The organism is Nocardia sp. alder85J (genome assembly GCF_020176955.2).
Taxonomy (GTDB): Bacteria; Actinomycetota; Actinomycetes; order Mycobacteriales; family Mycobacteriaceae; genus Nocardia.
This window is the reverse complement of sequence record NZ_JAIUCZ020000002.1, coordinates 657,609-672,939: the sequence shown is the minus strand read 5'-3', so window position 1 is coordinate 672,939 and position 15,331 is coordinate 657,609. Positions and strand designations below refer to the sequence as shown.

General features: G+C 69.8%; 14 protein-coding genes. 5 read left to right on the top strand and 9 right to left on the bottom strand.

What is annotated here, in order from left to right:
- Positions 1–39 precede the first annotated feature (39 nt).
- Genes ptsP through LBW94_RS09245 form a run of 3 tightly spaced genes read right to left on the bottom strand, consistent with a single transcriptional unit; the run spans position 40 to position 3,168 of the window.
- Positions 40–1,695, bottom strand: a complete 1,656-nt coding sequence (gene ptsP, locus LBW94_RS09255; RefSeq protein ID WP_225059595.1) for a phosphoenolpyruvate--protein phosphotransferase — start codon at positions 1,693–1,695, stop codon at positions 40–42.
- Entirely contained in the window at positions 1,685–1,948 is a 264-nt protein-coding gene (locus LBW94_RS09250) for an HPr family phosphocarrier protein (RefSeq protein ID WP_225059594.1), read from the bottom strand. The genes ptsP and LBW94_RS09250 overlap by 11 nt, the downstream gene beginning before the upstream one ends.
- Positions 1,945–3,168 carry a PTS transporter subunit EIIC gene (locus LBW94_RS09245; RefSeq protein ID WP_225059593.1) on the bottom strand — a complete coding sequence of 408 codons (1,224 nt, stop codon included), beginning with the start codon at positions 3,166–3,168 and terminating at the stop codon, positions 1,945–1,947. The genes LBW94_RS09250 and LBW94_RS09245 overlap by 4 nt, the downstream gene beginning before the upstream one ends.
- A gap of 109 nt (positions 3,169–3,277) precedes the next feature.
- Here LBW94_RS09245 and LBW94_RS09240 point away from each other — a divergent pair, with 109 nt between their 5' ends.
- On the top strand, positions 3,278–3,508 hold the full coding sequence (locus LBW94_RS09240; protein ID WP_225059592.1) for a glucose PTS transporter subunit EIIB: 231 nt from the start codon (positions 3,278–3,280) through the stop codon (positions 3,506–3,508).
- Positions 3,505–3,954 (top strand): PTS sugar transporter subunit IIA, encoded by a 450-nt coding sequence (locus LBW94_RS09235; RefSeq protein ID WP_225059591.1) that lies wholly within the window; start codon positions 3,505–3,507, stop codon positions 3,952–3,954. Before LBW94_RS09240 ends, LBW94_RS09235 begins: the two co-directional genes overlap by 4 nt.
- A gap of 49 nt (positions 3,955–4,003) precedes the next feature.
- On the opposite strand, the gene LBW94_RS09230 is transcribed toward LBW94_RS09235, so the two are convergent.
- From LBW94_RS09230 to LBW94_RS09205, 6 genes are all read right to left on the bottom strand, one after another.
- Positions 4,004–5,209: an amidohydrolase family protein gene (locus tag LBW94_RS09230; RefSeq protein ID WP_225059590.1), complete on the bottom strand. Its 1,206-nt coding sequence runs from the start codon at positions 5,207–5,209 to the stop codon at positions 4,004–4,006.
- 80 nt (positions 5,210–5,289) lie between these two features.
- Positions 5,290–6,435, bottom strand: a complete 1,146-nt coding sequence (locus LBW94_RS09225) for an acyl-CoA dehydrogenase family protein (RefSeq protein ID WP_266270395.1) — start codon at positions 6,433–6,435, stop codon at positions 5,290–5,292.
- 169 nt (positions 6,436–6,604) lie between these two features.
- Positions 6,605–7,795, bottom strand: coding sequence for an acyl-CoA dehydrogenase family protein (locus LBW94_RS09220; protein ID WP_266270393.1), 1,191 nt, complete (start codon positions 7,793–7,795; stop codon positions 6,605–6,607).
- Complete coding sequence (locus LBW94_RS09215) at positions 7,792–8,574, bottom strand: enoyl-CoA hydratase/isomerase family protein (protein WP_225062258.1); 783 nt, start codon at positions 8,572–8,574, stop codon at positions 7,792–7,794. The genes LBW94_RS09220 and LBW94_RS09215 overlap by 4 nt, the downstream gene beginning before the upstream one ends.
- 307 nt (positions 8,575–8,881) lie before the next feature.
- Positions 8,882–9,838, bottom strand: a complete 957-nt coding sequence (locus LBW94_RS09210; protein WP_225062259.1) for an acyl-CoA dehydrogenase family protein — start codon at positions 9,836–9,838, stop codon at positions 8,882–8,884.
- 205 nt (positions 9,839–10,043) lie between these two features.
- A complete protein-coding gene (locus LBW94_RS09205) occupies positions 10,044–11,192 on the bottom strand; it encodes an acyl-CoA dehydrogenase family protein (protein WP_225062260.1) in 1,149 nt (382 codons plus the stop codon).
- A gap of 97 nt (positions 11,193–11,289) precedes the next feature.
- Between LBW94_RS09205 and LBW94_RS09200 the strand changes: the two genes are divergently transcribed.
- From LBW94_RS09200 to LBW94_RS09190, 3 genes are all read left to right on the top strand, one after another.
- On the top strand, positions 11,290–12,096 hold the full coding sequence (locus LBW94_RS09200) for a FadR/GntR family transcriptional regulator (protein ID WP_225062261.1): 807 nt from the start codon (positions 11,290–11,292) through the stop codon (positions 12,094–12,096).
- 211 nt (positions 12,097–12,307) lie between these two features.
- Entirely contained in the window at positions 12,308–13,921 is a 1,614-nt protein-coding gene (locus LBW94_RS09195) for an SMP-30/gluconolactonase/LRE family protein (protein ID WP_225062262.1), read from the top strand.
- Between the two features lie 20 nt (positions 13,922–13,941).
- On the top strand, positions 13,942–15,309 hold the full coding sequence (locus LBW94_RS09190; RefSeq protein WP_225062263.1) for an aromatic ring-hydroxylating oxygenase subunit alpha: 1,368 nt from the start codon (positions 13,942–13,944) through the stop codon (positions 15,307–15,309).
- Positions 15,310–15,331 lie beyond the last annotated feature (22 nt).

Genomic DNA, 15,331 nt, shown 5'->3' with positions numbered 1-15,331 from the left:
CACCCCGCCGGACCGGTGGACCAACCGTCTCGGCCGTGCTCACTGCACCGGCCCCAGCTCCGCGCGGGCCGCGCGGGCGGCGTCGGCGGCGGTGGGCTCGGTGAGGACGGCGACGGCGGCGGCGCGGCAGGCGTCGAGGGTGACCGCGGCCAGAGCCGCCCGGACCGCCGGCAGCGAGCGCGGCGCCATCGACAGCGTGGTGACGCCGAGACCGGCCAGGACGCAGGCGAATTCGGGATGGGAGGCGGCCTCGCCGCAGACGCCGACCGGGACGGCGTCGGCGCGGGCGCCCGCCACCACGGCGGCGATGGTGGCGGCCAGGGCCGGCTGCCACGGGTCGTGCAGGGCCGCCAGCGCCGAGGACATGCGGTCGGCGCCGAACAGGTACTGCGACAGGTCGTTGGTGCCGACGGAGAAGAAATCCACTTCGGCGCCGAGGTATTCGGCGCGGGCGGCGGCGGCGGGGACCTCGATCATGATGCCGCACTCGGACAGTCCCGCGCCGCGGGCGGCGGCGGCGAAGCGGCGCGCCTCCTCCACGGTGGCCACCATCGGCGCCATCACCTTCACCGGGGTGCCGGTGGCGGCGCGGGCGGAGGCGATGGCGGCCAGTTGTTCGTAGAGGGTGCCCTCGTCGACCTCGCGCAGCCGGATGCCCCGGATGCCCAGCGCCGGATTGGGTTCCGCGGGCAGATGCAGGAACGGCAGCGGTTTGTCGGAGCCGGCGTCGAGGGTGCGCACGGTGACCGGGCGCTCGCCGAGGACCTCCAGGATCTCCCGGTAGTGCGCGGTCTGCTCGGCGATCGTCGGCGCGGATTGCCGGTCCAGGAACAGGAATTCGGTGCGCAGCAGGCCGACGCCCTCGGCCCCGAATTCGACGGCCAGCCGGGCGTCGGTGGCGTTGCCGACATTCGCCAGCAGCGGTATCGAATACCCGTCGGCGGTGCGGCCGGGACCGGTGGCCGCGCGGGCCCGCCGGTCGCGCAGCGCGGAAACCGTTGCGCGCCGGGCCGGATCGGGGGCCACCTCGACCAGGCCGGTGGTGCCGTCGAGCAGTACCTCGGTGTCCTCGGCCACCTCGACCGCGCGCGGGCAGGCCACCACCGCCGGAATGCCCAGGGCCTTGGCCAGGATCGCGGTGTGCGAGGTGGGTCCACCGGCGACGGTCAGCAGCCCGACCACCCGCTGCGGATTGAGGGTGGCGGTGTCGGCGGGTGCCAGGTCGGCGGCGGCCAGCACGAAAGGCACCGTGCCGTCCGGGATTCCGGGCGGGTCGACGCCGAGGATCTCGGCCACCACCCGCTGCCCGACGTCGTGCAGATCGGTCACCCGCTCGGCCATCAGGCCGCCCAGGGCCGCCAGCTGCCCGGCGAAGTGCGCGACGGCCCCGGTCACCGCGTGCGCGGTCGGTTCGCCGGCGCGGATGCCGGCGTGCACCTCCTCGCGGAGCGCCGGATCGGCGGCCAGGGCCGCGGTCATGGTGAGGATGTCGGCGGCGGCGCCCTCGGCCCGTTCGGCCATCGTGGCGTAGCGGCCGGAGACCGTCTCCAGTGCGGCGTCGGCCCGGGCGATCTCGGCGTCCAGGTCGTCGCCGCGCGGGTCGCCGGCGCTGGTCACCGGCGCGGCGGCCAGCCATTTCACCGGGGCGACCACGAGGCCGGGGGCGGCGGCCACGCCGTGCAGTTCAGTGGTCAAGGTCGGTCTCCAGTACGGTGACCAGCCGGTCCAGCACCTCGTCGGCGCCGTCGGGAGCGTGCAGGGTGACGGTGTCACCGCATCCGACGCCGAGGGTCATCAGCTGCAACAGGCTGCCGGCGGCCACGGGCGCCTTCTCGCCGACCGAAATGGTCACCGGCACCGGGGATTCGGCGGCGGCCTTGGCGAACAGCGCGGCGGGACGGGCGTGCAGGCCGGTCTCGGCCGCCACCACGGCGGTGCGGGTGATCATTGCGCGATGTTCTCCTTCTCGATCTGGTCCTCGTCCGGTTCCCGGCCGGGGGTCTGGAGATTCCAGCGCCGGATGATGAAGCCGAAGACGGTGTAATAGAGCGCCCCGTAGCCCAGCCCGATCGGGATCAGCAGCCATGCCCGCCGGGCCTTCCCGAAATTCAGCAGATAGTCGATGGCGCCCGCGGAGAAGGTGAAGCCGTCGTGGATGCCCAGCGCGTTGGTCAGCGCCAGCGAGGACGCGGTGAACAGGGCGTGCAGCACCAGCAGCGGCCACGCCACGAAGATGAACGAGAACTCCAGCGGCTCGGTGATACCGGTGACGAAGGAGGTCAGCCCGGCCGAGAGCATGATGCCGCCGACGGCCTTGCGGTGTTTCGGATGCGCGTTGCGCCAGATCGCCAGCGCCGCGGCGGGCAGGCCGAACATCATGATCGGGAAGAAGCCGGTCATGAAGGTGCCCGCCTCCGGATCACCGGCCAGGAAGCGCGCGATATCGCCGTGGGCGCCGTGATAGTCGCCGAGGACGAACCAGACCACCGAGTTGAGGATGTGGTGCAGGCCCAGCGGCAACAGCAGCCGGTTGGCCAGCCCGAACAGACCGCCACCGGCAACGGTGTTGTGCGACACCGTATTTCCCAGCCAGGTCAGTGCCCAGTTGAAGGCCGGGTAGACATACGACAGCAGCACGCCCAATATCACCGCCGCACAGGCGGTCAGGATCGGCACCAGCCGGCGGCCGGAGAAGAAGCCGAGATAGTCCGGCAATTGCACACGGTGATAGCGCTGCCAGAGGATGGCCGCGGTCAGGCCCATGACGATGCCACCGAGCACGCCGAAGTTCACCAGCGCCTGACCGCCCTTGGTATCGGACTTCCCGGCCAGTACCACCGGCGACATCGCCTTCAGCACGCCCTCGAACGCCAGGTAGCCGACCACCGCGGCCAGCGCGGTGGAGCCGTCGGCCTTCTTGGCCCAGCCGATCGCGATGCCGAGAGCGAACAGCAGCGGCAGATGGTCGATCAGCGCACCGCCCGCCCCGGCCAGCACGTCGGCGACGCCCTTGGTCGCGGTCCAGCGGCCGAGCATGTCCGCCTGCCCGAGCCGCAGCAGCAGACCGGCCGCCGGCAGCGTGGCGATCGGCAGCATCAGGCTGCGGCCCAGTTTCTGCAAGCCGGACAGGTCGAGCTTCTTGCGGACGCCGGGGTCGGCAGTGGCCATGGAGGTCCTCGCGGGTGCCGGGGGTCGCCGAGCAGGTATGGTAGCTGGATATTAACTGCATACCTGTGGCGCTGACCAGTCCCGTCCCCCCGACACGCATGGAGGAGCCATGTCCAAGGTCGACCAGATCGTCGCCGGGCTCGGCGGCACCGGCAACATCGTGGAGGTCGAGGGGTGTATCACCCGGCTGCGGGTGGAGGTCAAGGACCCGCAACAGGTGAATCAGCCCGCCCTGAAATCCGCCGGGGCGCACGGCGTGGTGGTGGCCGGTAACGCGGTGCAGGTGGTGGTCGGCCCGACCGCCGACGCCCTCGCCGAAGACATCAACGATCTGCTGTGAGCACCGAGGTCCTGGCGCCGCTGGCCGGGCGCGCGCTGCCGCTGGCCGAGGTCCCCGATCCGGTGTTCGCCGCGGAGATGGTCGGCGCCGGAGTCGCGATCGAACCCGCCGACACCGACGATCCGACCACCGTCGCCGCGCCGATCGCGGGCACCCTGGTGAAACTGCACCCGCACGCGGCGGTGATCGTCGCCGACTCCGGGGCCGGGGTGCTGGTGCATGTGGGCATCGATACCGTGGGCAAGCCGGAACTGTTCACCGTGCACGCCGCCGAGGGCGCGCGAGTGGCCGCCGGTGATCCGCTGATCACCTTCTCCCCCAACGCGATTCGCCGCGAGGGCCACAGCGCCGCGGTGCCGGTGGTGGTCATGGACACCGCGCCGGGCTCGGCGCGCGACACCGCCGTCGGGCCGATCACCGCCGGCGCGGTGCTGTTCACCGCCTGAGCCCCGGCGCCCGTCCGCGCGCCGGGGCCGCGACCCCGGCGCGCGGCGCTCACGCGGTGATGGTCGACGCGTCGGCGGGGGTGAAGTTGTAGACGCGCGAGGCATTGCCGATCGCGATCTTGTGCTGCACGTCGTCGGGCAGGTGATCGAGCCACTTGGTGGCCAGCTGGATGGTGTCCGGCCACGTGGAATCCGAATGCGGGTAATCGCATTCGAGCATCACGTTGTCCTCGCCGATGATGTCCAGCAGCCGGATGCCGGCCTGATCCTCGATGAAGGTGCCGAACACGTGATCCTTGAACAGCCGGCGGATGTCGGTGTCGAGATCGAAACTGGCCGAACCCTTCTCCTCACCGCGCTCGTGGCTGGCGTTCATGTCGATGTCGAACCGCGAGGCCCAGAACCGCTGCTTGTCGACGACCTGCTCAGCCCGCTCCAGGAAGTAGGGGATCCAGCCGATCGAGCCCTCGGACAGCGCGATCTTCAGCTCCGGGAACTTCACGAAGTTGCCGCTGAACAACCAATCCAGCAGCGTCCCGGCCTGATTCGCGGCCGCGGAGTACGCCATGAAGGCCAGCGTCGGCATGTCCGGGGAGGTACGGATCAGGTTCGAGGACGAACCCACGTGCATCGACACCACGTAGCCGGTGTCGTTGCAGGCCTGGAACAGCGGATCCCAGTGGTCGTTGTGGATCGAGGGCAGGCCCAGCTTGGTCGGGTTCTCCGAGAAGGCGATCGACTTGCCGCCCAGGGCCGCGGTGCGCTCGACCTCGGCGGCGGCGGCCACCGGATCCCACAGCGGGATGATCATCATCGGGATGAACCGGCCCGGGTAGGCCTGCGCGAACTCCTCCAGAATGAAGTCGTTCCACGCCTGCACGCACAGCAGGCCCAGTTCCTTGTCCTTGGCCTCGTGGAAGACCTGGCCGCAGTAGCGGGGGAAGGACGGGAACAGCATCGACGACAGCACGTGGCCCTGGTTCATGTCGGCGACGCGGTCGGCCGGCTCGTAGCAACCGGGACGCATGTCCTCATAGGTGATCGGCTCGGGAGAGAACTCCTCGCGCGACTTGCCCGCGACGGCGTTCAGCCCGGTGGTGACGATCTGCCGGTCCTCGTAGACCCAGAACTCGGACGTGCCCTCACGCACGATGCGAGGACCGGTGTCCCGCCACCGCTGTGGCAGCCTTTCCTGCCACAGCCTGGCCGGCTCGATCAAGTGGTCGTCGACCGAAATGAACCAGCTGAACGACATCGGGATCTCCCAACTTACTCGTCTTAGTTAAGCGAATACTCACATACTAAGCCAGCGCCCGGCGCGGACGCCAGCGCGGATCAGCGGTAACGTCGCGCCAGTCTGCGGCGGTGGGCGGTGGGGGTGCCGAACAGGACGCGGTTCAACGTCGCGCGCTTGAGGTAGCGGTGGATACCGCTCTCCCACGTGTAACCGATACCGCCGTGCAACTGCATGGCCGCACCGGCCACCTCGACCGCCGCCGTACCGGTATAGGACTTCGCCATCGCCACCGCGGTCCCGTCACCGTCGAGCGCCACACCGACCAGCTTGCGGGCGACGGTGGCCTGCACGAACATGTCCGCACATGCGTGCTTGACCGCCTGGAACGAACCGATCGGCCGATCGAACTGCTCCCGCACCTTCGCGTACTCCACCGTCGCGGTGAGCATCGCCTCCGCGACACCGAGACTGTCACACGCGACCGCCAGCGCGGCACGGTCGTGCAGACCCCGGGCGGCGGCGAGCGGGTCACCGGAGAACCGCAGCAGGTCGTCGCCGGTGACGGTGAGATCGCCGGCGACAACCGTGCCCAGCGTGCGTGACTCGTCGACGACCGGGGTCGCGGTCACGACCAGCCCGGCCGTGGGCTCGACCGCTGAGGCCGCGGTCACCGCGACCCCGGTCGAGGGCGCGACCACCGGGGCCGGGACCGCCGCGAGCCCGGTGGCAGGTGCGACGCACACGACCACCGGGGTGTCCGACGGGTCCGCCGCGATCACCAGCAGCCGATCCGCGGTGGCCGCGTCGGGCACGAATTCCGCACGACCGGACAGGATCCAGCCCGCACCGCTGGGGCGCAGCCGGAACCTGGTGGTGTACTCGGCGTCCGCACCGCACAGCGCTACAGCCACCGAGGACTCACCCGCGGCCACCGCCGCCAGCAGTTCGTCCCGGCGCGGGCCGGTCGAGGCCGTCAACGCGGCGACACCCAGCACGGTGCCGAGGTATCCACTCGCGGCCGCGGCCCGGCCCAACTCCTCCAGCACCACCGCGGTCTCGGCGAAGGTCACACCCGCACCACCGAGATCCTCCGCAACCTCCAGCCCGGACCAGCCGTGCGCGGACAGCGCCCGCCGATCCGGCCCAGCGGCACCGGCTTTCGCCAGCACCGCGCGAGCGACCACACGCAACTCCTCCCGGATCTCGTCCAGATCGTCGGTCGCCGTGACTGTTTCGCTGCTCATGAACTCTGCCTCCACCGACCGGCCGGCTGCCGCCGAACCCGGTCCTCACTGTGTGGTCCATCCCCGACGGGATGAGTTCCGCCGACCGGCCCACCGCCGGTCACCGGATGCCCGGCTACCGGGCCTGCCCAGGCCACCCGCGCTCCCCTCCACCCCGAAACTCGTGACTTCACTGGGGTTCCCGGGGGAGCCCCAGCCCGCGTTCCCCGATGATCGTCCGCTGGATCTCACTACTACCCCCCGGAATCGTCCACTCCCACGACCCCACGAAATCCAGCACCCACGCCCCCGACTCCCACCCACCCGAAGAAGGCTTCCGCAACACCGACTGCGCCGACAAACCACCCACCTCCGCACCGAAACCGGTCAACCGCTGCAACAACTCGCTGTAGAACAACTTCACCACCGACGCATCCGCCGCACCCACCCTCCCCGCCTCATACCGCTGCACCACATCCCGGCACAACACCCGCAAACCCTCGATCTCCGTCTCGAACTGCGCCAGCCGATCCGCGATCACCGCATCATCGACCGGACGACTCCCATCCGGACCCGGCCGCGCACACTCCTCCACCAGCCACCGCAACCCCGCATTACCCAACCGCTCCGCCAACTCCAGCATCGTCAAACCACGCTCGGCCCCCAACGTGGACTGCGCCACCTGCCAGCCCGCGTTCTCCGCACCCACCAACTGCGACACCGGAATCCGCACCTCATCCAGAAACAACTCACAAAAATGCGACTCCCCCGTCGCCTGCCGGATCGGCCGCACATCAATCCCCCGCGACCGCATATCCATCAACAAATACGAAATCCCCTTCCGCTTCGGCGCAACCGGATCGGTACGCGCCAGCAACAGGCACCAATCCGCATACTGCGCACCACTGGCCCACACCTTCTGCCCCGACACCACGAAATCATCGCCCTCACGCCGCGCCACCGTCCGCAACGACGCCAGATCCGACCCCGCCCCCGGCTCCGAAAACCCCTGACACCACACCTCACCCTCCAGAATCGCCGGAAGATGCCGCACCCGCTGCGCCTGGCTCCCCGCCGCCAGCAACGTCGACGCCGCATGATGCACCGCCACGAACGCCAGCACCAGACGCGGCGCATCCGCCGCCGCCAACTCCTGATACAACACCACCTGCTCCGCAACAGTCAGCCCCCCACCGAACTCCCTCGGCCAATGCGGCACCGCGAACCCACCCGACCGCAACGTCTGAAACCACTCCCGCTGAAACCCCACGAACTCCGCATCCGACACACCCGTCTGCCCCACCCGCCACCCCACCGGAACATGCACACGACACCAATCCCGCACCCCCACACGGAAATCCTCGAGCACCACCCCGCTCATTTGCTGCTGGTCTTCCGCCGCAACGCCAGCAACCGTTCCCGGTGCTCCGGCGTCTGCATCGACACCACCTCCGCCGCGAATCCCGCCTGCAACGGACCCGCCAGCGCCTGCGACAGATACATGTTCACCACCCGTTTCGTGGCCCGCAGCGCCTCCACCGGCTGCCCCGCCAGCCGATGCGCCAGGGTCCGGGCCTCCTCCAGCAGGCTGTCCGCCGCCACCACCCGCGACGCCAACCCGAATTCCACCGCCGTCCGGGCATCGATGCGATCGCCGGTGAACAGGAACTCCCGCGACCGCATGATCGGGGTCAGCAACGGCCACAACGCCGCTCCGCCGTCACCGGCGACCAGCCCCACCGCCACATGCGGATCCGTCAGCGAGCCGCGCTCCGAGATCAGCACCACGTCACTGAGAACCGCGACGCTGCAACCCAATCCGACCGCGGCGCCGTTCACCGCCGCGATCACCGGCAGCGGGAACCGCAGCATCTCCTCGACGATCTGCGCGCCCTCCCGCACGCTCTCGTCCCGCGCGATCGGATCCTCCAGGAACGAGGTGATCCAATCCAGATCACCGCCGGCCGAGAACGCGCGGCCGGCGCCGGTCACCACCACCACCCGCGCCTCGGGGTCCATGGACAGCTGCCGCCACACATTCGCCAGACCCCAGTGCAGCCGCTCGTTGACAGCGTTCAACTCCTCCGGGCGGTTCAGGATCAGCGTCCGCACCGGGCCGTCGGACTCGACGATCAATTCGTCCGGCAGGTCATATTTCACGCGGCAACCTCCGTCGCGGGGACAGCTCCCGGCGTGGGCCGGGCGACTGGTACTGGTGGATCATGTTTCGGCCGGCCGTCCGCTCGACGCCGGTTCGGGCGGCCGCTCGGCTTCGACGTCATCATGACCCATGCACTCTCGTCCACTCGCGCCGACGTACCGCCACGCACGACGGTCGCGGCGCGGGCGGACCGATACCCGGCCCGAGGGCAGCCCGGTCGCCGAACACCGCGGGGACTCCGAAGTCCCTCCGTTGCGGCACATCCGGCGCCTCGGGCACCGTCCGCGGCGCCGCGCGGCCGAGCGATCATGCGAAACTTCCCGGCGCCGCCGCGCTGAACAGCCCGGTCAGGCCGCGGCGGCCGAGGCGGCGGGACAGTGCGTCGCGGGTCTCCGACAGGCCGGTGGGCAGTCGGCGCAGCGGGCGACTGTAGCGGGACAGCCACGACAGCGGGGACTCGTCGCAGAAGCCGAGCGCCCCGTGCACCTGGTGGGTGACCCGGAAGACGGTGTCGGCGGCCTCGATCGCGGCCAGCCGCAACGCCAGCGCGTCGTCGATCGCGTCGGCGCTGCCGGTCTGGAGGCTCCACAGCGCGTACCGGGCGAGCATCTCCACGCCGCGGTGTTCCACTTCGCCATCGGTCAATTGGAACTGCACACCCTGGAACTGGGCCAGCGGCCGGCCGAACTGCTCGCGCACCGTCACGTGCGCGCGGGCGAGATCGATGGCGCGGTCCAGCATTCCGAGCAGGGTCCAGCACGGCAGGGTCAGGGCCAGGGCCACATCCGCCACCGGATCCGACGCGGTCCAGGCGGCCGGATGGATGTCCAGCGCGGTGAGGAACGCCGAATCCCGGGGCGACGCCGCGCTGGGCAGGGCCACCCCGGATCCGGGCTCGCCCGCCAATGTCACCGTGGCCCAGCGCAAGTCGAGCCCGGCGACCGCACCGGCGGGTTCCCGCCCGGAGATCACGATCAGCCCGTCCGCCCCGGCGGGCCGGGCCAGTCGCTCGGCCACCGGATACGGCAGGGCCCAGTATCCGGCCGAACGGCACAGCGCCGCCGCGGCTTCCAGCTCGGTGGCATCCTCGCGCGGCGCCAGATCCCAGGCGCCCAACCGGCTCAGCACGGTGTCGACGAGTTCGGCGCGAGCCTTGGGCTCCCGCTCGGCCTGCTGCACCAGGTCGTCGCCACCGGCGGCCGCCAGCGCGCGGCGGGCCTCCTGACCGAATTCCGTGGCTTCGGTGGACAATTCGATGTTCACAGGGTCTCCGCCCTCGGGTCATTCGGGTGGTCGGATGCCCGCGCGTGTGACGTCGGCGCCCCGCCGGCCCGGAGACGGTCCGCGGCGCGCCGCGCAACCTTCCGATCGCCGGGGGAAGCGGCCCGCCGGAGTGCACCGCCGGTGGCCGGCGACGTACCGGGATTCGGTCCGGTGCGCGACGAGTGCCGGTGCGGGAAGCGGTATCTCATGCCGACGCCAGCAACGACCGGGCCAGCAGGATGCGCTGCATCTCGATGCTGCCGGAGGCGACGGTGGCGGCGTGCGCGTACTTCCAGTGGTCCTCCACCGCGCGCCGGAAGCGCCGGTCGGCGTCGTCGTCCGCGGTCGCGTAGCTCGCGATCTCGGCGAGCGCGGCCGCGCTGTCCTGATCGAGTTTGGTCACCGCGATCCGGTAGACCGCCGCGTCGGCGGGGGTGACCCGGCCACTGCTCTGCAACGACAGCACCTGGTAGGCCAGCAGCCGGGCCCGGCGGCAATGCGTGAGCAGATGCGCCCACCGGCCGCGCAGTTCCTCCGGCAGGGTCTCCCAGCGGTCGCCGAGCACCTCGGGGGCGGCGTGCAGCAGCCGGTCGCAACGGGCGTACCGGGCGATGCCGACCCGTTCGAAGGCCAGCACCTCCTGCACCACCCGCCAGCCCTCGCCGACGGTGCCCAGCACATCGGCCTCGGTGGCCCGGACCCCGTCGAAGAACACCTCGTTGAGGTGGTGCGGGCCGAGCATGGCGCGGATCGGCCGCACCTCGATGCCGGGATCGGACATGGGGAGCAGGAAGATGGTGAGCCCCTGCTGTTTCCGGTCCTCGCGCGAGGTGCGCGCGAGCAGGAAGCACCACTGCGCCATGGTCGCGTACGAGGTCCAGATCTTCTGCCCGGAGATCAGCCAGCCGTCGCCGTCGGGGCGGGCGGTGGTACGCAGCGACGCCAGGTCGGAGCCGGCGTCGGGCTCGCTGAAGCCCTGGCACCAGATCACCTCGCCGCGCGCGATCGGCGGCAGATGCTTGCGCTGCTGCTCCTCGGTGCCGTGCCGCATGATCGTCGGGCCGACCCAGTTCACACCCATGTACTGGGCGCCGCGCGGCTCGTGATGCGCCCACATCTCCTCGCGCACCACGGTCTGCTCCCAGACCGAGGTGCCCCGGCCGCCGAATTCCGGCGGCCAGGCCGCGCAGAGCAATCCCCGGTCGGCAAGGAGACGCGAAAAGCCTTGGGCCACTTCCAGATCTGCCGGATCGTCGGTGAATGCACCGAGAAAATCGGGGGAGATCCGCTCCTTCACCAGACGGCGCAGCTCACCGCGGAGCACGGTGGCGGCCTCACCCATCGTGAAGTCCATGGGCCGCACATTACGTCAATCATTGTAAGGATGGCAATATTTGTAACCCTCGTTCGGGGATGGTTAGACTCTCACGCATGACTGACAGGCGGCCTGCGTGACCACGGCCCGTCGCGGCCGCATTCCGCAGCGCCGCATCGCGGAAACGGTCGCGGCCGAGTTGCGCGCGCGCATTCTCGCCGGCAACGACGATTACCGCCTGCCCACCCAGGACCAACTGGTCAAGGAGTTCGGCGTCAGCTATCCCTCGATCCGGGAGGCGTTGCGCATCCTGGAGACCGAGGGGCTGGTGACCGTCCGGCGCGGGAACGTCGGCGGCGCCGAGGTGCACCGGCCCGACGAATCCTCGGCCGCGTACCACCTGGGCCTGGCACTCCAGGGCGCACGCGTCACCCTCGGCGATCTGGCCGGCGGGCTCCAGGAGCTGGAGCCGATGTGCGCGGCCGAATGCGCGCGGCGCGCGGACCGGCTGGAGGTGGTGGTGCCGGCCCTGGAGGCCGCCATCGACTGCTCGGTCGAACTCGTCGGCGACGGAACGCAATTCACGCACTCCGCGCGCGACTATCACGATCTGCTCATCTCGTTCATGCCGAATGCGACGGTCCGGTACGTGGTGTCGAGCCTGGCCCGGCTGTGGTCGGCACAGGAGGAGGCGTGGGCCGAGGTGCTGACCCGCCGCGGCGAGTACCCCTCGGCCACCGAGGCGGACGAGGCCGTGCACGCGCATCGGCGGATCACCCGGGCCATCGCGAACGGGAATGCCCAGGAGGCGGCGCGGCTGGCGCGGGCCCATCTGGCGGCCACGCAGGCGATCGTGCTGGAGCGCTTCGACGACGGTGTTGTCAATGCCTCCGCCGCGATGGCGCGACAGGCCGTGTCGACCGGACTGCGGCCCCGAATCTAGCGCTGCCGCAACATCTTCGACACCCCGTCGCCGTCCGGTGGCGGGGTGTTGCCGTTCGCGGGGCAGTCTAGACACCGAGTCGCCAGCTTTTCAAGTATTGCTATCCTTGTGAGGATTGAAGTAGCCTGACCCATCGATAGTGGCCTGGGTCACGAAAAAACCCCCGCGACTCATGTCGTCACTTCGCGGACACCGACGTTCTTTCTTCAGCATGGGAGGCCCCGCTTTGGCACCAGGGGCGCGTTACGCCAGCACAACTTCGATCGACCTCGCCGAGGGCTGGAGCGTGGAGCGGCTCACCCCGCCCAGCCGCCTCTTCGGCGCGAACGGCCTGAGAACAGGTCCGGACGGCCGTATCTACGTGGCCCAGGTCAGCGGCAGCACGATCAGTGCGCTCGACACCGACACCGGAGACATCGAGACCATCAGCGCCAAGGGCGGCGACATCATCGCCCCGGACGACCTGGCCTTCGATCCCGCCGGCAACCTCTACGCCACCGAGTACTACGACGGCCGCGTCAGCGTGCGCGGCGCGGACGGCAGCACCCGGCTGCTGCGTGACGACCTGCCCGGCGCCAACGGCATCACCGTGTTCCAGGGCCGGCTGTTCGTCAACGAATGCCGGGTCGGCGGCCGCCTGATGGAGCTGCCACTCGACGGCGGCGCGCCCCGCGTCCTGGTGGACAACCTGCCGCTGCCCAACGCCATGGAGGTCGGCCCGGACGGCTGGCTCTACTACCCGGTGATGGGCACCAACGACATCTGGCGCATCAATCCCGAAGGGGGCGAACCGGAACGGGTGGTCGGCGACCTCGGGGTGCCGGACTCGGTGAAGTTCGATCCGCAGGGCAACATCGTCTCCACCCAGGCGCACACCGGTCAGGTGCTGCGGATCGATCCGCGCACCGGCGACCGTCGCGTGCTCGCGAATCTCACTCCGGGCCTGGACAATTGCACGTTCATCGGGGACCGGCTGTTCGTCTCGAACTTCACCGGTGAGATCACCGAGATCCAGGCCGACGGGGAAACCCGCACCACCCTGCCCGGTGGCCTGAGCTGGCCGCTGGACCTCACCGTCGGCCCCGACGGCGTCCTGTACGTCGCCGACGGCACCCACTTCTACGCTCTGCGTTCCGGTTCGCTGGAGACGTTGGGAATGTTGTTCAGCGCCAACTACCCCGGCCCGATCCGTGGCGTAACCGCCATCGGCGCAGACGAATTCCTCGTCACCACCGCCGCGGGCACGGTCGCCGTGTACCGCCCGGCGAAGGAGGAGACCGAGGTCCTCGCCGAGGGCATCGACCAGCCGTACGGCATCGTGACCGGCTCGGACGGCCGGATCGCGGTCACCGAGTTCGGTGCCGCGGGCCGGGTGCTGCTGCTGCGCGGCGGACAGGTCGAGACGCTGGCCTCCGGCCTGAACAGCCCGGTCGGCGTGGCCTTCGGCCCCGACGACACCGTGCTGGTCGCCGAGTCCGGGGCCGGACGGGTCGTGAGCATCTCCGGTTCCACGGTCGACACCCTGGTCGACGGTTTGCAGACCCCGCACGGTCTGCTGGTCCGCGACGGGCAGTTGCTCATCGCCGACGCCGGACTGAAAGCCCTGATCAGCGTGGATCTCGGCACCAAGACCCGGCAGACGCTGGCGGCCAACCTGCCCGTCGGCGCGCCGCCGGGAGTGACCGCGAAGCCGCTGCTCGGCGTGCAGCCGTTCTCCGGCCCGCAGGGTCCGTTCACCGGCCTCACCGCCGGCCCGGACGGCACCGTGTACCTGTCCGCCGACGCCGAGGGCAGCGTACTCGCCCTGACCCAGATCACCCGCTGAACAAGCCACCGGGAGAAGCCATGACCGAAACCATCGAAAACGTTTCCGCGGCAGAGCCGCTGTCGAGCCCGATGACGATCGGCGTGGAAGCGTACATCTCCGAGGAGTACGCCCGCGCCGAGCGGGACAAGCTGTGGGCCAAGGTGTGGCAGCAGGTCTGCCGGGTGGAGGAACTGCCCCGGGTCGGGGATTTCCTCACCTACGAGATCCAGAACGAATCCTTCATTCTGGTGCGGACCGACGCCGACACCATCCGGGCCTATTACAACGTCTGCGCACACCGCGGACGCCGGCTGGTCGACACCCCGCCCGGCGCGCACGATGCCCGGGGCCAGCGCAAGCAGTTCGTCTGCAATTTCCACGGCTGGCGCTACAACCTGGAGGGCCAGAACACCTTCGTGCCGGAGCGCGAGGACTGGACCTGCGGGCTGACCGATCGCAACGACGGTCTGAACAGCGTCCAGGTGGACACCTGGGGCGGCTGGGTCTGGCTGAACATGGATCCCGACTGCGTACCGCTGCGGGAATATCTGGAGCCGGCCGCCTCACTGCTCGATCCGTTCCAGTTGGAGAACATGCGCTACCGCTGGCGGCGGTGGCTCACCTTCGAATGCAACTGGAAGGTCGCCTTCGAGGCGTTCATGGAGACGTATCACGTCCCCTACACCCATCCGGAATTCATGAATTTCGGCAATTTCCTCGGCTGGGGTCGCGCCCAGGGCCTGCACAGCAACATCGGCTACGACGCGCCGAAGGGCATGGAGGAGAACCAGGGCAAGCTGCGCATCGGCAGCGGGGCCGACGCCCGGCTGTCGACCGCGCAATTGCAGAATTTCACCTGGGAGAACGCCAACACCAACACCACCGAGACGATGGTGGAGGTGGCCAATCGGCTCGCCGACGAACTGCCCGAGGGCACGCCGCCGGGTGAGGTACTGCGCTACTGGCTCGACACCTGCCGCAAGGAGGATGCCGAGCGCGGCGTCGTCTGGCCGACCGTCGATCCGGAAACGGTCGCCAAGAGCGGCACCTCCTGGCAGATCTTCCCCAATTTCCAGATCGGCCACGCGGTCAACAACATGCTCTGCTACCGGTTCCGGCCCTACGGCTACGACCCGGACATGTGCATCTTCGAGGCCGCCGTGTTCGAACTGTTCCCGCCCGGCGAGGAGCCGGAGACGGAATGGATCTACACCCCGGTCGGCGACCCGGGCTGGCGCACGGTGCTGCCGCAGGATTTCGACAACATGGCCGCGGTGCAGCAGGGCATGAAATCGCGCGGATTCTCCGGCCCGAAGCCCAATCCCTATCGCGAGCGGACCGTGGTGAATCTGCACCACAACCTCGCCTCCTACCTGGGCACCGGCGAGCCGAGCGACCTCGCCTGACCGCGAACTTTATTGAGCAACA